General features: G+C 47.1%; 15 protein-coding genes. 1 reads left to right on the top strand and 14 read right to left on the bottom strand.

Going from position 1 to position 18,184, the window contains the following annotated elements:
* From yfmF to EIZ37_RS18505, 9 genes are all read right to left on the bottom strand, one after another.
* The gene (gene yfmF / locus EIZ37_RS18545) at positions 1-1,293 is read right to left on the bottom strand and encodes an EF-P 5-aminopentanol modification-associated protein YfmF (RefSeq protein ID WP_134686268.1); all 1,293 of its coding nucleotides are present in this window, start codon (positions 1,291-1,293) and stop codon (positions 1-3) included.
* A 488-nt stretch (positions 1,294-1,781) separates the two neighbouring features.
* Complete coding sequence (locus tag EIZ37_RS18540; protein ID WP_235828097.1) at positions 1,782-2,954, bottom strand: stalk domain-containing protein; 1,173 nt, start codon at positions 2,952-2,954, stop codon at positions 1,782-1,784.
* 126 nt (positions 2,955-3,080) lie between these two features.
* Positions 3,081-4,037: an ABC transporter permease gene (locus tag EIZ37_RS18535; protein WP_134686266.1), complete on the bottom strand. Its 957-nt coding sequence runs from the start codon at positions 4,035-4,037 to the stop codon at positions 3,081-3,083.
* On the bottom strand, positions 4,037-5,110 hold the full coding sequence (locus tag EIZ37_RS18530; RefSeq protein ID WP_235828096.1) for an ABC transporter permease: 1,074 nt from the start codon (positions 5,108-5,110) through the stop codon (positions 4,037-4,039). The genes EIZ37_RS18535 and EIZ37_RS18530 overlap by 1 nt, the downstream gene beginning before the upstream one ends.
* Positions 5,107-6,645: an ABC transporter ATP-binding protein gene (locus EIZ37_RS18525; RefSeq protein ID WP_134686265.1), complete on the bottom strand. Its 1,539-nt coding sequence runs from the start codon at positions 6,643-6,645 to the stop codon at positions 5,107-5,109. The genes EIZ37_RS18530 and EIZ37_RS18525 overlap by 4 nt, the downstream gene beginning before the upstream one ends.
* A gap of 112 nt (positions 6,646-6,757) precedes the next feature.
* The gene (locus tag EIZ37_RS18520) at positions 6,758-7,825 is read right to left on the bottom strand and encodes a BMP family ABC transporter substrate-binding protein (RefSeq protein WP_134686264.1); all 1,068 of its coding nucleotides are present in this window, start codon (positions 7,823-7,825) and stop codon (positions 6,758-6,760) included.
* 224 nt (positions 7,826-8,049) lie between these two features.
* Positions 8,050-10,410 carry an FtsK/SpoIIIE family DNA translocase gene (locus EIZ37_RS18515; protein WP_134686263.1) on the bottom strand — a complete coding sequence of 787 codons (2,361 nt, stop codon included), beginning with the start codon at positions 10,408-10,410 and terminating at the stop codon, positions 8,050-8,052.
* Between the two features lie 100 nt (positions 10,411-10,510).
* Positions 10,511-10,741: a YlzJ-like family protein gene (locus EIZ37_RS18510; RefSeq protein WP_134686262.1), complete on the bottom strand. Its 231-nt coding sequence runs from the start codon at positions 10,739-10,741 to the stop codon at positions 10,511-10,513.
* Positions 10,738-11,427, bottom strand: coding sequence for a ClpP family protease (locus EIZ37_RS18505; protein WP_134686284.1), 690 nt, complete (start codon positions 11,425-11,427; stop codon positions 10,738-10,740). Before EIZ37_RS18505 ends, EIZ37_RS18510 begins: the two co-directional genes overlap by 4 nt.
* A gap of 338 nt (positions 11,428-11,765) precedes the next feature.
* Between EIZ37_RS18505 and lepB the strand changes: the two genes are divergently transcribed.
* Positions 11,766-12,332: a signal peptidase I gene (lepB, locus tag EIZ37_RS18500; protein WP_134686261.1), complete on the top strand. Its 567-nt coding sequence runs from the start codon at positions 11,766-11,768 to the stop codon at positions 12,330-12,332.
* Between the two features lie 65 nt (positions 12,333-12,397).
* Here lepB and EIZ37_RS26760 read toward each other — a convergent pair whose 3' ends face one another.
* The 5 genes from EIZ37_RS26760 to dapA form a co-directional block, all read right to left on the bottom strand.
* The gene (locus tag EIZ37_RS26760) at positions 12,398-12,670 is read right to left on the bottom strand and encodes a hypothetical protein (protein WP_205683855.1); all 273 of its coding nucleotides are present in this window, start codon (positions 12,668-12,670) and stop codon (positions 12,398-12,400) included.
* Entirely contained in the window at positions 12,654-13,190 is a 537-nt protein-coding gene (locus tag EIZ37_RS18490) for a GNAT family N-acetyltransferase (RefSeq protein ID WP_134686259.1), read from the bottom strand. Before EIZ37_RS18490 ends, EIZ37_RS26760 begins: the two co-directional genes overlap by 17 nt.
* 154 nt (positions 13,191-13,344) lie before the next feature.
* Positions 13,345-14,457, bottom strand: a complete 1,113-nt coding sequence (locus EIZ37_RS18485) for a UDP-N-acetylmuramoyl-tripeptide--D-alanyl-D-alanine ligase (protein WP_134686258.1) — start codon at positions 14,455-14,457, stop codon at positions 13,345-13,347.
* Positions 14,458-15,400: 943 nt separating this feature from the next.
* Positions 15,401-17,077: a ribonuclease J gene (locus EIZ37_RS18480; RefSeq protein WP_134686257.1), complete on the bottom strand. Its 1,677-nt coding sequence runs from the start codon at positions 17,075-17,077 to the stop codon at positions 15,401-15,403.
* 197 nt (positions 17,078-17,274) lie between these two features.
* A complete protein-coding gene (gene dapA, locus EIZ37_RS18475; protein WP_134686256.1) occupies positions 17,275-18,138 on the bottom strand; it encodes a 4-hydroxy-tetrahydrodipicolinate synthase in 864 nt (287 codons plus the stop codon).
* Between the last annotated feature and the right edge of the window lie 46 nt (positions 18,139-18,184).

The following is an 18,184-nucleotide window of genomic DNA, read 5'->3' as shown; positions in this document are numbered from 1 at the left end:
TTAAGCCTCCCCCTTTCCACGAAGCAGGTAGATGGTATCCAACGCAAGCTTGCCCGCCGCGCGCTTGATGTCTTCCACCGTCACTGCATTGATCTGTTCCAAAAGCTCTTCCAATTGACGCTTACGACCGCTGATGACACCATTATACGTAAAGTCGATCATGAGTCTTGGACTATCTAATAGTTCACGGTATTGGTTAGAAATGGTCGCTTTTGTTTGCGCTAGCTCTTGCTGCGAGACTTCTCCTTTGCGTACAAGCTCAACCTGTTCCTTTATGATCGACACTGCCTTTTCATAGTTCTTTTCATCGATCCCAGACATCATCATCAATATTCCTTTATGACTCTCCAAGCGGGATACCGCATAATAGGCAAGACTTGCTTTTTCCCTTACATTAACAAATAATTTGGAGTGAGGGAATCCTCCCAAGACACCGTTACATACAATGAGCGCCGGGTAATCGTCATCCTGGTACGAAATGTTGGTGCGGCAGCCAATGTTTAATTTCGCCTGACTCACTTCCAGACGTTCCACCACTTCTTTTGGTGCTGTGACCGCTTTTGTCTGGGTACCCACGGCAATCCTTTTGCCTTCCGTACGAGACAATGCAATGTGTTTTTGGATGTACTGGGTCACCTGGGCTGGATCGATATCCCCTACGACAAACACATCGATTGGATTTTTCGCTATCAGCTCCTGGTAGTACGCGTAGAGCGATTTACCGTCAATGCCAGGCAAGTCTTCAGCACGACCGCTTGCCATCAACGCGAAAGGCTCGCCTTTGCACATCTCTTCGGTTACCCGCTGATTGGCATATTTCATTTTATCGTCGATGAGGCTCTCGATGCGTTTGCGCAGCGACTCCTTCTCAGCCGTCACATATTTATCGGCAAAGGAGCCGTTTTCCAGGTATGGTCTCGTCAGCACATCCCCTACAAATTGGATGGCTTGCTCCAAAAGCTGCGTTTGATCGGACAAGAACTTTTCATTAGAAACTTCCATGTACAGCTGCAGGATTTGTCTTTCCCCTTTTTTCGCCACATCCACATCGAAAATGGCCCCATACAAAAAGTCGAGATGTTCCCGCAAAAGCCGTGTATCCGGAAATCGAGCTGTTGCTCTTTTCAATACGGAAGCCAAAAGCGCTGTTTTCGTCACATATGCTTCTGACAGAGCTTGTTCAATCACGACCACCATGGTAGTCGTTTTGAACTGGTCCGTTTTCATCGTATGTAAATGCAATCCATTCAACGGAGTGGTTTCAAACGCAATCTCTTTGGTTAGGGCTGCCATACCATATCTCCCTTCTTTTTGTACTACGTACCTTCTATTGTAACCAATGTCAGCTGGTTTCAGCAAAGCTCTTCTTGTTTTCCATCCTACGCGGGGATTCTTGAAGGATTTCCCTCATCGTACCTAACCGTGATCTGGTTTGACAACAAATAAAGTGCGTGGAACATTGTGCCACAGGACAACTAAAATCTTACGACACTGAAGAAACTGGACGAATACGGTTTGCATTTATGTAAAGAAAAGTATCGAACAAATAAAAAAAGGAGCCCTGTCGCTCCTTTTCATCGTTCATTATCTAAAAATCGCTTTCGTGAGGGTCAGAGAATCTTTCAGCCTGATCATCCTGCACATCGAATCTCCCGCATTGGGGATCCAAGCAGAGAATGCCCTGCAGCTGATTATCTTGAAAAGGCTGTCCTTGGCTTCCACCGCAATACGGACAATTCCACATAAGTGATTCCCCCAAGGTTTTTCCTTTATTCTCTCACTTACACAGGGCGATTATTCAGTTCCCAGTACTTCAGATAATAAAACGGATTAAGCGGGCGATCATTGGATGCTTGATACAGCCCAAAGTGCAGATGTGGGGCAAATTTTCCCTCTGTGCCGCGTGAACCATAGCCAGAGTCACCCACAAATCCAATTAATTGTCCCGCCTTTACCTTTGTGCCGTATTTTAGTCCGGGAGCATATGCATCCAAGTGCGCATAATACAGTTTGTATTTCCCCGAGGCATCTGTGATATTGATGCGCCATCCGCCATACGTATTCCAGCCAATCCGATTGATTGTCCCGCTGGAAGATGCGTAGACCGGCGTACCTTTATCTGCCATGATATCAATTCCCTCATGATTCCTACCGGCGGCATCTGCCCCCCAAGTACGACCATCTCCATATGTGTCAAGCAAGGGAGACTTTTCATTCTCCTGGCTAATGGGAAATTGATTTTCATCTGCAAGCAAACGTTTTTCAGAAACGAATTTTGTTAACGGATTTTTCGAATCATCAGCATCTTCCGGCAGGTAAATCATCTGGCCGACGTAGAGCTGCTGAGATTTCAATGTGTTGTTATCCTTTATATCCGAAACGGTTGTATCATGATTTTTTGCAATCGTAGACAATGAATCTCCCGCTTTTACGACATAAGGATTGTCTTTGTAGAGATCATCGTCTTCTGTTACCAGCTCTATTTGCTGCGTGTGGACACTGGCAACCCCTGCTTGCGCATCCCATGTCACCTGATATCCAAGCGCTTCGCTCACAAACCGTATGGGCACCAACGTACGTCCTTGAACGATGACAGGCGCAGCATCCAATGCAAAGGTTTTCCCATCTTTATAGGCTGTTTTTTTTCCCACAAAAACCGCGGTGCTGTGAATCGGCGTTTTCAGTGTTACACGTCCCGTCGAAGCTGCGTATTCAACGTCAACTCCTGTATTCTCTGCAACCGCGCGCAGCGGAACCAACATTCGGCGCTGCACAATACGCGGGGTCACTTCCGTCTCAATGCCTTTTCCATCAATCATTAGCGAAATCGTTGGACCCGGGGAAGCAGCGGATGTGGTGGCTGTTGGGGAAAACATAAAGATCCCTGCCATAAGCGCAATGGCTCCCAGTACCGTTTGCAGACGAAGGCTTGCACGCATTTGGCGTTTCGCCATATTCATCCCTCCCTCTTTTGGACAACGAACATTATCTCATAAGAAGAGAAGACAATGGTTGGTAAAATATTGGGAGGCAAGCAAAAAAAAGACTAGTCAATCATTGACCAGTCTTTTTCCACCCTCTTATCGAGAGCCAGTATCGTATGCTTTCCCTAACGCAGCTGGTGCGCTGGACTTTCCGACAAAGCCGGCAAGTACAAGTACCGTCAATACGTACGGCAGCATGTAAATAAACTCAATCGGAACATAAGCAGTGAGCCCTAGAATCTGCACCAAGGTTTTCACCGCTTGGGCAATCCCGAAAAACAGTGCAGCACCTGTCAAACCGAGTGGATTCCATTTCCCGAAGATCAAGGCCGCCAGAGCGATAAATCCTTGACCGGAAACGGTGTTATGCGAAAAGTTGCTTGTCGTGGTCAGAGCGATCGTCGCTCCGCCCATCGCAGCCAATGCACCACTGATCATAACAGCGGTATATCTCATGCGTTTGACATTAATCCCAACGGTATCAGCAGCACGCGGATGTTCACCCACCGCGCGCAGACGCAAACCAAATGGCGTACGGAATAATACATACCAGGAGACCGCCACCGCGATAAACGCAAGATAGCTAGTCGGATAGGCTTCGAAAATGGCATGTCCGAAAAACGGAATGTCGCCCAAAACCGGAATATGCCATTTACCAAATACCGAAGTGAGTGTTGTTGTTTGACCAGCACCGTTAAAGATAACCTTTGTCAGGTAAACCGCCAAACCTGCAGCCAAGAAATTAAGGGCTGTACCGCTAACGACTTGGTCAGCTTTAAACGTAATGGAAGCGACCGCATGCGGCAGAGAAATAACTGCCCCCAATATAATAGCTGCGATGAGTCCAATCCAAGGAGCCATTGGTGTGACATCCTGCATGAAAAAGGTTACGACCGCACCGGAGAATGCCCCGATGATCATCATCCCTTCCAATGCGATATTCGTCACACCGGATCGCTCGGAATACATACCGCCGAGAGCCGCAAAGATGAGCGCTGTCGAGAATACGATGGTGTCATGTATCAGGTTACTGCCAGTTACAACCCAGTCCATTAGCTCTCCTCCTTCTGTCTTGCTAGTAGAGGTTTAATGAAATAACGGACGATCCCATGCGCTGCAACGAAGAAAATAACGGACGCGATTACAACGCGGATCAGTTCTACTGGCACACCCGCTCCAAATTTCATCCCGGAAGCACCGAAGGATAAGATCCCGAAGAGAATGGCTCCAAGTACAACTCCGATTGGCGTATTTCCACCGATAAGCGCGACGGCGATACCATCCATCCCATATCCCGGCATCGCGGACATGATGGACATATAATGGAATACCCCGAGCGTCTCGCAGGCGCCGCCAATACCGGCAAACAAACCACCGATAAACATGGCATTCATCACGTTCTTATTTACGTTCATCCCAGCATATTCGGATGCGTGTGGGTTTAACCCTACTGCACGAAGCTCAAAGCCCGTTTTGGTTTTCCACAGCAGGATATAGAAGACAACTGCTGCAATAAGTGCGAGTAATGTACCCCAGTGCAAGCGGGCATTATCAAACATATCAGAGAGCCAGCCGATCGTAATGATGGCTGATTCTTTCACTGGCTCCGAGTTTTGTTTACCTTGGGGAACCAGGAACGCATTCAAAATAAAATTGGCGAAATAAAGAGCTGTCCAGTTCAACATGATCGTAGTGATTACTTCATTGACGCCGCGTGCCGCTTTCAAGTAACCAGCGATCGCGCCCCAAAGCCCACCTGCCAATGCCCCGATGATAATGGCGAGGGGAGCATGGATGATAAATGGCAGATCAAAGCTGATCCCCACATAAGCAGAGGCGAGCATCCCCATAATAAATTGCCCTTCCGCCCCAATGTTAAACAGGCCGGTACGGAACGCAAATGCAACGGATAGACCTGTAAAGATCAGCGGAGTGATTTGGCGAATGGTCTCACCAAAACCGTAAGAGGTTCCAAACACTTTATCCAACAGCGAACCATACGCCTTGATTGGGTCAAAGCCACCTGCCAGCATAAAGATGGCACCGGTAATCAAGCCAAGCAGGATTGCGGCTAACGGGACAAGAGTCGAATCCGCTAAGAAGATATTTCTGATTTTGCTATTCACCCGTTTCCACCTCCTTGGATTGTTTTACCACCTGACATCATCAACCCTAACTCTTGTTCGGTTGTCTGTTTCGGATCAACAATCCCTACAATTTGTCCTTCATAAATGACTGCAATGCGGTCCGATACGTTCATGATCTCATCCAACTCTAGGGACAAAAGCAAGACCGCTTTTCCCTTATCACGCTGTTCGATGAGTCGTCTGTGAATGAACTCGATCGCCCCAACGTCCAAACCGCGGGTTGGCTGTGCTGCAATCAGCAGATCTGGATCTTTGTTTACTTCCCGGGCGATGATCGCCTTTTGCTGGTTCCCACCGGAAAGTGCGCGTGCCGGGGTATGAATGCTTGGCGTACGCACATCAAATTCTTCAATCAGCTTGGCTGCATGCTTGTCAATCGCATCGTAATTCAAAAATCCGCCCTTGTTGAATTCCGGATAGAAATACGTTTCCAGCACCATGTTTTCACTCATCGAAAAGTCTAGTACAAGTCCACGCTTATGACGGTCCTCTGGTATATGGGAGAGGCCGCTTTCAGAAATTACACGAGGGGTATGGTTGGTGATTTCCTTGCCATTCAGCAGGATTTTTCCTTCCTGCACCTTGCGCAAGCCTGTCAACGCTTCGATCAATTCACTCTGACCGTTTCCATCTACCCCTGCGATCCCAAGGATTTCACCTGCACGCACATCAAAGGAAATTTGATTCAGGGCATTGACCCCTCGGTTCCCCAACGCTGTAACTTTGTCTACCGATAAGATGGCTTCTTTTGGCGTGGCTAGCGTTTTGTCGACTTTAAAGTTGACTTCGCGGCCAACCATTTTGGCAGCCAGATCATCCGGATTCGTATCGGCGACCGTAACAGAGTCGATTACCCTCCCGCGTCGAATGATGGTTACCTTGTCACAAACCGCCATAATTTCTTTCAGCTTGTGCGTGATCAAAATGATCGTCTTGCCTTCCTTCACCAGATTCTTCAAGATCTCGATCAACTCATGAATTTCTTGGGGGGTGAGAACAGCGGTTGGTTCATCAAAGATCAGTATGTCTGCACCGCGATAGAGGGTTTTCAAGATCTCGACGCGCTGTTGCATCCCTACCGAGATATCCTCGATCTTGGCCATGGGATCAACCATTAATTTGTATCGTTTGGACAGTTCCGCCACTTCTTTGGCGGCACTTTCAATGTCTATCTTCATCCCTTTCTTGGGCTCGTTCCCGAGAATAATGTTCTCTGTCACTGTAAACGGTTCCACCAACATGAAATGTTGATGAACCATCCCGATACCCAAGTCATTGGCTACGTTCGGATTTGTAATTTGGACAACTTTTTCATTGATCAGGATTTCGCCTTCTTCTGGCTGGTACAATCCAAAGAGAATGTTCATCAGGGTAGATTTCCCCGCACCATTCTCTCCTAAAAGCGCATGTATTTCACCTTTTTTTACAACCAAGTTAATATTATCGTTTGCGACGATCCCTGGAAATCGTTTCGTGATGCCGCGCATTTCAACTACCGTTTTTACTTGTTCCACGCTGTTCACCCCGTTTTATGGATGAAATAAGAAGCTGCGGTGAGACGTAAATAGAAGGAAAGAACAAGGCTAGACCAGTTGCTAGCCTTGTTCTTTTACCACTTGGCTACTCTTATTTCGTAGGTTCTTCAGGTACTTTGATTTCGCCTTTGATAATTTTTTGCTTGTAATCTTCAACAACTTTCAGTACATCTTCTGGAACTGTGTCTTTGGATGTTTCTGGCAGACCTACACCGTTTTCAGCAAGGCCCAGGTTGATGGTTTTCCCTTTGATGGAATCCCATTTGCCTTCCATAACATCTTTGGAAACGCGCTCAACCGCTTCGTCAACACGTTTCATCATGGAAGTCAGGGTGATTTCTTTACCAAATGTCAGAGATTGGTCTTTGTCAACACCGATTACCCAAACATTTTCACCTTTGGACTTACGGTCTTTTGCTTCGTTAAATACGCCATCACCAGTGGAACCAGCTGCGTGGAACACGATATCAGCGCCGCTGCCGTACATTTGGGATGCAGTGGACTTACCGAGGTCAGGCTTGTCGAACGCACCAGTGTAAACGATCATTACTTGAGCATCTGGTTTTACAGCTTTCACACCGGCTGTGAATCCTGCTTCAAAACGTTTGATAACAGGGATATCGATACCGCCAACAAAGCCGATTTTGTTCGTCTTGGTCATGGATCCAGCAACTACCCCGACCAGGAATGCGCCTTCATTCTCTTTGAACAAAACAGAAGCTACGTTTGGAGCTTCTACGACGGAGTCGATAATCGCCAATTTCGCATCAGGGTTTTCTTCAGCAACCTTTTTCACGTGGTCACCCATCAAGAAACCAATACCCCATGTCAGATCCCAACCGTCTTTTACGAATTGAGTCAGGTTCGGGATATAGTCCGCGTCACCAGTAGATTGTAGGTACTTTACATTGTCCTCAGGAAGGCCGGTATCTTTTTGCAGCTTTTGCAAACCTTCCCAAGCGCTTTGGTTAAACGAGTTATCGTTCACACCACCAACGTCAGTAACCATACCAATTTTAGCGGTAGGTGCTGCTGCTTGTCCGCCGCCAGCGTTGGCTTGTCCGCCTTGTCCTTGCTCAGGAGCCTTGCTTCCGCATCCCGTAAGTACGAGGGAGAGGCTAAGGGCCGCAACGGATAAGACTGAGAAAACCTTTTTCATGCATGTTACCCCCATTTTTTAGATTATGAACCGAAATTGCAGGCAAGAAAGTGCACCCATCGACAAATTCCGATCAGAAGTTGTTGGAATCCAACCATTGTTTGCCGTATGAACATCTTACCACAATTTCCATGAGTCCGTAGAAATTTTAACCTATGCCGTTAGATTCATGCAAGCGAAATTTCCATGCTACCATTTCCCCATGCCTGCTGCGTCGAAAAATGTCATGAAATGTTGGATTCTACGGAAGGACGAGGAACTCGCACCTCTCGAGGTTTACTGCCCTCGTAAGGTCCTACCACCCCTTGTGATTCCATCATGTCAATCAGTCTGGCCGCCCGCGTGTAGCCGACGCGAAGTCTTCGCTGCAGCAAGGAGGCAGATGCTGTCTGCGCCTCCGCTACAATCTGCAATGCTTGGTCGTACAGTTCATCATCGACCGCCTGTGGAGGTTCTTCCGTCACTTCTTCCGGTATCATCTCTTCGCTGTAGGTAGCCTCTTGCTGCTCCTTCACGAATCGAACCACCTCCTCCACCTCACTATCGGACACAAAAGCGCCTTGGACGCGGGTTGGCTTGGAAGCGCCCATCGGCAAAAAGAGCATATCCCCTCTGCCAAGCAGCTTTTCCGCTCCGCCCATATCCAAAATGGTGCGTGAATCCGCCATCGATGATACACCAAATGCGATACGGGATGGGATATTGGCTTTGATAACCCCTGTAATGACATCCACCGAAGGACGCTGTGTCGCGATAATCAAATGGATCCCTGCTGCACGCGCCATTTGCGCAAGTCGGCAAATCGCATCCTCCACTTCACCGGGAGCAACCATCATCAGGTCGGCCAACTCGTCCACAATCACCACGATATACGGAAGCTTTGCCGCTTTCATGCTGCCGTCGCCAGCTGCTGCAACCTGTTGGTTATACATCTCGATGTTGCGGGCGCCTGATTTGGCAAACAGGTTGTATCGCCGCTCCATCTCCGCCACGACTTTTTTCAATGCAACCGAAGCCCGGCGAGGATCGGTTACCACGGGAGCCAGCAGGTGCGGAATTCCGTTATACACATTCAGCTCGACCATCTTTGGGTCTACCATCATCAGTTTGACCTCATCTGGGCGGGCTTTAAACAATATGCTCATGATCAATCCGTTGATACAAACCGATTTTCCGCTTCCTGTCGCACCTGCCACCAATAAGTGAGGCATTTTCGTCAAATCTGCGACAATCGGTTCCCCCGAAATGTCCCGCCCGAGTGCCACCGTCAGCTTGGCTGAAGCATCCTGGTATGGCCCCGCTTCCAATACTTCTCGCAAGGAAACCATGGCCACCTCTGCATTCGGCACCTCGATTCCGATCGCGGACTTCCCTGGTATAGGCGCTTCGATCCGGATATCCTTCGCAGCCAAGGCGAGCGCCAAGTCATCGGTCAAACTGACGATACGGCTGACTTTTACCCCTGTTGCCGGTTGTATCTCATAACGCGTCACAGCCGGTCCCCGATGCACCTCGGAGACAATGGCGCTTACTCCAAAGCTCTTTAAGGTTTGCACCAGCTTGGTCGCGTTTGTGGTATGATCGATTTCTTTACCGCTGCTGAACGACTTTGGTCGGGACAGCATATGTAAGCTTGGAATTTCATAGGGCATCGGAGAAATATCGTCGCTTTCGAGGGTTCCGAAAATCAGCTCGTCGCCTTCAAGCGCAAACGTTATCTCGGTTGCTGCCCGATTTTTCCCTGGATTGGATGCCGGTTCATTCGATTCTTCTTCGATCAGCCGCTCGGCAAAATCTCTGATCACCGGAGCTACGATCGGTTGTTCTTCCGGTTCCATTTCCATCGTGATTCCTGTGTCAGGAGCATCCGGCCTGTTACCCATCGGAGGATTATTTTTCGCTGCTTTTTCTTCCTCCTTGCGTTTTTCAGCCTCCGCCTTTTTCTTTTCCTTTTCTTCCTGAAGAAGCTGTAAGGAGTCTTTTACCGATTCCTTGCCGCGCTCGTAAGCAAATTGAAATTTGTTTTTGATGAACAAGAGGATCTCCACATAAGAGAGATTCAAGAGAAACATCAAACCTACGAGATACAAGAGCCCGATAATCAAGCCTGTGCCGATCGTACCGAACAAACTATTGCTGATCGCAAAAAAGAAAGCCCCTACCATTCCGCCCGCTACGTTTGTGGTGGAAACTTTTTGTTGATGATCGAGCCATAGATGGTCCCACGTCACGCGGATAATGCTTTGATCCGGGAATCTGCCTTTAGCAGTAATCTCTCCATAAAATTGCAAATGCGCCCAGATGAGTGTGGCTACAAATAACAGAAAGCAGCCAAATACTTGCGGACTCAACCGGAAAGGCTTTCTGGTAAACATCGTGTACACGGAAAAACAAATGAATAGAAGCGGTAACACAAAATCATAGGAACCAGCCAGGAAGCGAAATGTGAAGGATAGTACATTTTTCCCCAGCCAGCCGCTCTCCAGTAACCCGATTAAAGATAGCACGATAATGACAAGACCAGTCAACTCTAGCTTTGCTACCGAGGTCCATGCCGAGCTTGCTTTTTTTCTTCCCATGGGCATGCCTCCTCTCATGCGGTAATGAAAAGGCAGCCGTAAACTACCGGCTGCGTCTACTATCAAGTATACCACAGGAAAATGGGAGAAATACAGGGATAATTCGCTAGTTGAATTCCGGCTGAAAGGAAATGGTTTGACCTGGTGCATACCGTGGATTCAAATAGTCCTGGGGATTGGGAGAAATAAGTCGTACGATTTTCCCTTCGGAAGAACTGATCGGCTCCACGAGCATGGTCACACCAGCCCCCATGCTAATCTCCCTGATGCTTTGCTTCTCTGTCTGGTCCATGTTTTCAAACACCAATTCCAGCGGCATCGTGGTATACATGATCATTGGACGATCCTCTCTTCATTCCGCGCCTTTTCAATGAGTTCATTTAGCTTTTTCAACGCTTTTCCAAGGCCGCCTACTTCATCAATCAGCCCATATTTGACGGCATCGGCCCCAATGACATTGGTCCCGATGTCACGCGTCAATTCTCCGGTACGCAGCATCAAATCCTTGAACTGCTCTTCGGTGATCTTGGAATGTCTCGCAATGAAATGGACGACGCGGTCTTGCATTTTATCGAGGTATTCAAAGGTTTGCGGTACACCGATCACCAGGCCGGTCAAACGAATCGGATGGATGGTCATGGTGGCTGTCTCAGCGATGAAGGAATAATCACCCGAGACTGCGATGGGGACGCCTATGCTATGTCCCCCGCCGAGCACCAATGTCACCACCGGTTTTGTCAGAGAGGCTACCATCTCCGCAATCGCCAGCCCTGCTTCAACATCTCCCCCTACCGTATTCAGCAGCACCAAGACTCCCTCAATCTTGCTATTTTGTTCTGCTGCGACCAGCTGTGGAATGAGATGTTCATATTTTGTCGTTTTATTTTGCGGAGGAAGTTGGATATGCCCTTCCACTTGCCCTATAATGGATAGGCAGTAAATATTGCTTTCCAATTGTGGCACATTGGTTTGTCCCAGCTGTGTGATCGTATCAAGCACTCTTTTTTTCGCATCATCTGGCATCGGTTCTTCCGTTACCGCGGGTTGCTGTTCTTGATTGGAATCTCCTGTCAATTTTTTACGTTGATTAGAATCTTGATCTACAGGCATATGACACCCTCCTTCAACTTTCCTCCTTTAGTATGGATAGGGGAAGGAAGAATGATGCACCAAGAAGGGCGAACGATGTGGAAGTCAGTCCCTGAAACTTTTTCACATGCTTACACGTATAACTTCATAGGAATTCTTGAAATGAGAATTCTTTTTTAATGAAGGCTGGCAACATCTGGCGACTTTCAATATGTGCCACGATAAAGAATAGCAGCGATTTCTTCGCAGATACTGAAAGGCGGTTGAAATGAATGAAATGGAAAGAAATATGGGATTGGACAAAAGCTCTCGGATTTTCACTGGTAGTCGCGATGGTGATCACCATTTTTGTATTTCAACCATTTAAAGTGGAAGGCCATTCCATGGATCCTACCCTTCACGATCAAGAAAGAATTTACGTCTCGAAGCTTAACCACACGTTCTCGACTCTGCCGGACTATGGGGATATCGTCATTATCGACAGCCGGGTAGAACGTAAACGTACTTTCAAGGATGATCTGACGGAGACACCATTTATCAGTCTCTTCGCTTCCGATGAAAGCGGGCATATGTTTTATGTGAAGCGTGTCATCGGGAGACCAGGCGATGTCCTGGAATTCAAAAACAATCAAGTCATTCGTAACGGCGTAGCTTTGGACGAACCATATATTAAAGAGACCATGGCTTTTGTCTCCGAGAAAAAGTGGATCGTACCGGAAAACAGCGTGTTCGTCATGGGAGATAACCGTAATAATAGCAAGGACAGCCGGGATATTGGATTCATTCCACTCGATCATGTCATCGGCAAAAAGGTAATGGACTTTGATTTTTCAAAGTAAGAGATCTGAAACCGTTTCTGATGTGATTCGTAAGATAAGGAGAAGCTTCAGTCGAAGGAGTGGTTCTATTGCTTAAGAAGTTGCTGAAAAGTCTGTTGGGCCAAAGTTCCTCGCACCATCCTTATCGGAAATACAGCAGCAGTGACTTGCATCACCGAAAACACCCTCCCCAATCGCACGGCCATGGTCAAGGCCATTCGTACTACGGGAATTCGCATTACAAGAAAAAGCATTCCAGCTTTAGCTTTTTTAGCAGTTAATTTTTCAATCACATCGAAAAGGAGTTGTTTACCGATTTTTTCGATAAGCAACTCCTTTTTTCTATCCTGCCGATCCATTTTCCCCATACGAAACGTTAATCGCAAATAGACGCAATTCTTTTTCCGCATCGCTCAGCCGAATCATACCTTCATATTCCATTCCAAGCTTTTGCAGCAACTTGGCCGATGCTTGGTTATCTTCAGTGGTAATTGCTGCTATTCGTTTGAAACCCAAGACGCTTGTCGCATATTTCATCACTGCGGAAGCAGCCTCAAAGGCATAGCCGTTCCCCCAGTAATTCGGCAGGAAAGCAAACCCCACATCGACGTCATCCAGCGATTCTCTTTTAACCAATCCGCAAATACCGATTGGAATTCCACCATCTTTCATTTCAGTCAAATAAAATCCGTATCCAAGGCGGGCGTACATGTCTTGTGAAACATTCAAAATATAGCTCCTGGCATCATCGAGAGTTCTCACCCCACGATCACCGATGTACCTGATCCAGGAAGGGTCATTCAATAGCTCCAAGATAAAAGCAGCGTCCTCCATCGATTGATGCCGCAGAATCAGACGCTCGGTTTCAAGTACTTTCATCGGCTCTCCTCCCCCTGCTTCCTCTTTTGATATACCTAATGATAACAATATTTACAGTATTCCGGGGGCATGCGATGAAAAGAAAAGGTGCTGAACGGTTCTTTTTTCCTGGCGTATCATCTCTGGTTCATAAAAATTCGCCTCAAACCCAGCCCTATCGCTTCCTCCGAACTCTCTTTAGACCGCGAATGATTTCATACATTTGCAATTTGTTTGATCCCTTAACCAGAATGGTTGCACCTGATCTGAGATGGGGTCTCAACTTGCGAATCATCAACGTTTTCGTAGGAACATGCCTCACTCTTCCCAACGGAAAACCGGATTTAACTGCTGCTGACCCTATTAAACGGCCAAGTTTACCATATGTGTAAAGATACTGTATTTTTTTCCGCGCCAAATAGTTTCCAACCTGTCCATGAGCACTTACCGTATGCTTGCCCATTTCCAGCATACTGCCGAGCACTGCTATCTTGGTTCCATTTCCCAGCCTCGAAAGGACGTCGATGGCTGCTTTCATTGCTTGTGGATTGGCGCTGTATGTGTCGTCCAAGAGTCGAACACCACCACGCAAACGGTAAACCGATAATCTGCTCTTCGGCTTTCGATACGATTTGAGACCTGCCCGGATAAGCTCTGGACTGAACTTCAATTGATGACAGACTGCGATGGCAAATAACGCATTGTAAATGTTGTGCTTCCCCAATTCCGGAATAAAAAAAGTATGCTTATGACCTTTCAAAGTTGTCTGAAACGAGATGCCGTTCTGCAAATAGCGGATATTGGAGGCCCTGTAATCTGCAGGCTTGATTATCCCAACCGTAAAGATGCGTCCGCGAAAATACTTGGTCGTTAGCAGTCTGGAATTGGGATCGTCCGCATTGAGAAACAGCTTGCCGCTCTGCCTCATATGTCGGATCAGTTCCGATTTTGCTCGGGCAATCCCGGTAATTCTTCCACCAAAGTTCCCGATATGGGCTGTTCCTACATTGGTTACCACGCCATAATTTGGCCTGAGGATCTGACAATGACGTCGAATGTGTCCAGAACGAGTCATTGCATATTCCAACACCGCAGCGCCATGCGCCTTTGTTAATTGTTTTGCGTAGCTACGGGTATGTTTCACAAAGTTAAAACTTCCGCGTGTCTTGACTATCCGGCATCTTCTACTGAGAATCGAGGCAATCATTTCCTTTGTTGTCGTTTTACCAGCACTACCGGTAATCGCAATTATCGGTTTTCTCCGCGCAAGCGTCTTGGTCACATCCATCCCCCAACCTCTCTCGTTGACTGAAACTTTTTCAAACTTTTGTACCTCATTTTATGTTGGGGGAGGACTGCTTGTATGGGCGTCAGTTTGTACACTCTTGGTAACGTTGTGAAAAATGTTGGGGGAGGATTCTGTCGTTATCCTCGAAGCTGCTGCTTCCGTTTTTTTTCGGGACAGTCCGTATCAATTTTTCCCCGATTTTTCATTGTGGCAAATATCATGACACTTACAAGCATGGTATAATTTGGGCAATTTCAATTTTTCCGAAGGGATGAGTAACATGTTGTTCTTCGTTGCATGCATGGGAGGTCTGTTTACTTGGAGTTTTATCTATACGATTTATTGTATCGTTCATAAACCACAGCGTTACTTGCTTCCTTCACTAATCACTTCATTACTGGGTGCATACTTGGTTGCATTAGTAATAGATACGATTGATTTGATTACTTAAGCAGATTGAAGAACTCTGAAAAATTGATAGTAAAACAAGCAAATTAATTACAATGTTCCTAGGTTACAAACGTCATCATTGGATTCATTCCAATAGTTCCCTATTCATTGTGAAAACTTAACTGCCGAAGAAAATAATATGCAACATTTCTAGTTGTTGTTCTTGGGAATGCAGAGACAGCCAATTTCGCAGATGGTTGTCTTTCTTTTATTTGGCCGAAAACCCTGATAGATCCTAATGTTTCGCTCTATAATCCCGCCTATAATAGAAGAATCAGTTCAAGCACTACCCCTAAACCCACTTCCCATAACCATTGGTTATGGGACTTTTTTTATCAACATCATTTTCTGCTGTTTCATGATCGTTCACAACAACTGTGAATGTCTTTCGTCCAGTAAAAGCGGTGTTCAAATGAATATTGAAATCGAAAAGGAGCCTTACCCCCCAATAAGATAGATCAAAGGGGTTTGGCTCCTGTTTTCCGCAATCCAATTACACTTCCATGATAATCGGCAAGATCATCGGACGACGTTTTGTTTGATCGTACAGAAAACGACCAAGCGCGTCTTTCACATTGTTCTTCAATGAAGACCATTCATTTACGTTTTCTTCCATGCATTTCTCAAGTGTTTGGGTGACAATACGATTTGCTTCTTCCAGTAGGGTCTCTGACTCGCGAACATAGACAAATCCACGTGAGATAATATCTGGACCAGACAGAATCGTACCATTTTGTTTGCTGAGTGTAACGACAACTACCAGTATGCCGTCTTGTGATAATAATTTGCGGTCGCGTAGAACGATATTGCCTACATCCCCTACGCCCAATCCGTCAATCAATACATTGCCGGAAGGGACTTTTGGGCCAAAGCGTGCCTTTCCACCAGAAATCTCAACCGTATCTCCATTATCGAGCAGGAAGATATTCTCTGGGGGGACGCCAACTTGCTCTGCCAGGATGGCGTGCATCCTCAGCATGCGATACTCACCGTGGATCGGTATGAAATATTTCGGACGGATCAGGTTGAGCATGAGGCGGAGCTCTTCCTGGCTTCCATGTCCTGATACGTGAACGGTGCCATTAGGGCCATGTCCACCATAAATCACTTCTGCGCCCGCACGATAAAGCTGGTCTATCGTACGTGCTACATATTTTTCATTGCCTGGGATAGGTGTTGCGGCAATGATCACCGTATCTCCCGGAAGGATTTCGAATTTCCGATGGGCGGATCGGGCCATACGGGTAAGAGCGGACATCGGCTCTCCCTGGCTTCCGGTAGAGATAACAACCACCTGCTCTGCTGGGAGCTTGTTAATCTCATCTGCTTCCACAAACAATCCTTCAGGTGCATGCAAATAGCCTAACTCAAGACTGATATTGATCACATTGACCATGCTCCGCCCTGCTATCGCTACTTTCCGGTTGTTCAGAACCGCTGCATCTAACACCTGCTGAATGCGGTGAATATTAGAAGCAAATGTTGATACGATAATTCGGCCATCTGCTTTGCGAAATGCCTCTTTAATCGCTTCTCCCACGGAACGTTCTGATCCAGTAAAGCCTGGACGCTCCGCATTCGTACTATCTGAGAGGAGACAAAGCACTCCACGTTCACCAATTTCAGCCATCTTGGCAATATCTGCTGCTTGACCACTTACCGGTGTTTGGTCAAACTTAAAGTCACCAGTGTGAACAATGTATCCCTCCGGAGTTTCGAAACAAATCCCCACACTGTCTGGAATACTGTGATTCACATGGAAAAAGCTTGCTTTTATTGACCCAAGCTGGATTTCCGAACGATTGGTAATGAGATGACGTTTCGTTTCGTTTAGTATACCCGCTTCTTTTAACTTTGCTTCAATTAATCCTAGGGTGAGTTTGGTTGCGTATACGGGTACGTTGAGATGTTTCAGGACATAGCTTAAACCACCGATGTGATCCTCATGTCCATGTGTGATAATAATGCCGCGCACTTTATCGCGATTCTCTTCCAGATAAGTAATGTCTGGAATGACCATGTCGATTCCAAGCATTTCCTCTTCCGGAAATTTGAGTCCAGCATCAACGACGACAATATCGTCATCGGACTGGATTACGTACATATTCTTCCCAATTTCGCCGACTCCGCCCAGTGCGAAAATGAGAACACGTTGTTGAGACTTAGACAATGTTGAACCTCCTATATTTAGTTGTGTACACTCTTTCAACCGCCCCAAATCACTTAGCTTTATTATACCCGAAAGAAAAAGGCAAACACAAGTAACAAAACCCAAGGTCTATTCCATATGCCTCTCCCATAAAATAAAGAAAGCCTTTATCTGGCATCTCCCTAGGGAGAACCAAATAAAGGCTTACTTCCTGTTTCTTAAAGCAAAGAGTGAACAAACGCCCGCTCTTCTTCATTTAATTCAACCAGCGGCAAACGCACACCGCCAACTTCTATCCCGAGCTTTTCCAAAGCTGCCTTTGTCGGACCTGGGCTTGGATAGGCAAACAACCCTTCGAATATCGGCAGAAGCTTGCGATGTAGGGAAGCAGCTTTTGCGAGATTTCCCCCGAAAAATGCTTCCATCATTTCCTGCATCTCTTTTCCTGCCACATGGCTGGCTACACTGACGATCCCCACGCCACCGATAGACAGGGTCGGCAACGTCAGACTATCGTCCCCGCTGTACAGCTCGAATCCCGCTGGAGCGTGTTCGATAATTTGAGCCATCTGAGAAAGGTTCCCCGATGCTTCCTTCACACAGACGACATTCGGCAGCTGCGCCAATCGCAAAGTGGTCTCTGCTGTCATATTGACCGCCGTCCGCCCTGGCACATTGTACAGCATCACGGGCAGCTTGGTCGACTCCGCCACCGCCTTGAAATGTTGGTAGAGGCCTTCCTGCGAAGGTCGGCTGTAGTAAGGGGTTACCAGCATGACCGCGTCGACGCCGGTTTCCGCAGCAGCCTGAGTAAATTCAATGGAAGACGCTGTATTGTTGCTGCCTGTACCCGCTACCACCTTGCATCTACCTTTACTGTAGGCCACCACATGGCGGAATAATTGCAGCTTCTCGGTGGAAGAGAGAGTTGGTGATTCGCCGGTTGTCCCGCTTACCACCAGCGTTTCTGTTCCCGTTGCGAGAAGATGGTCAATTAAACGCTCTGTTTTGTTGTAATCAATCTGAAGTTGGTCATCAAATGGTGTGACCATGGCGGTAACTAAGCGACCAAAGTGCGCCACAAACAATCAATCCTTTCTTCTTGTCTCCCACACCTGATGCGAACGC

The organism is Brevibacillus migulae (genome assembly GCF_004521915.1).
Classification (GTDB): Bacteria; Bacillota; Bacilli; order Brevibacillales; family Brevibacillaceae; genus Brevibacillus_F; species Brevibacillus_F migulae.
Note: the sequence above shows the minus strand (reverse complement) of the source record. Positions and strands in the feature narration are given on the sequence as shown.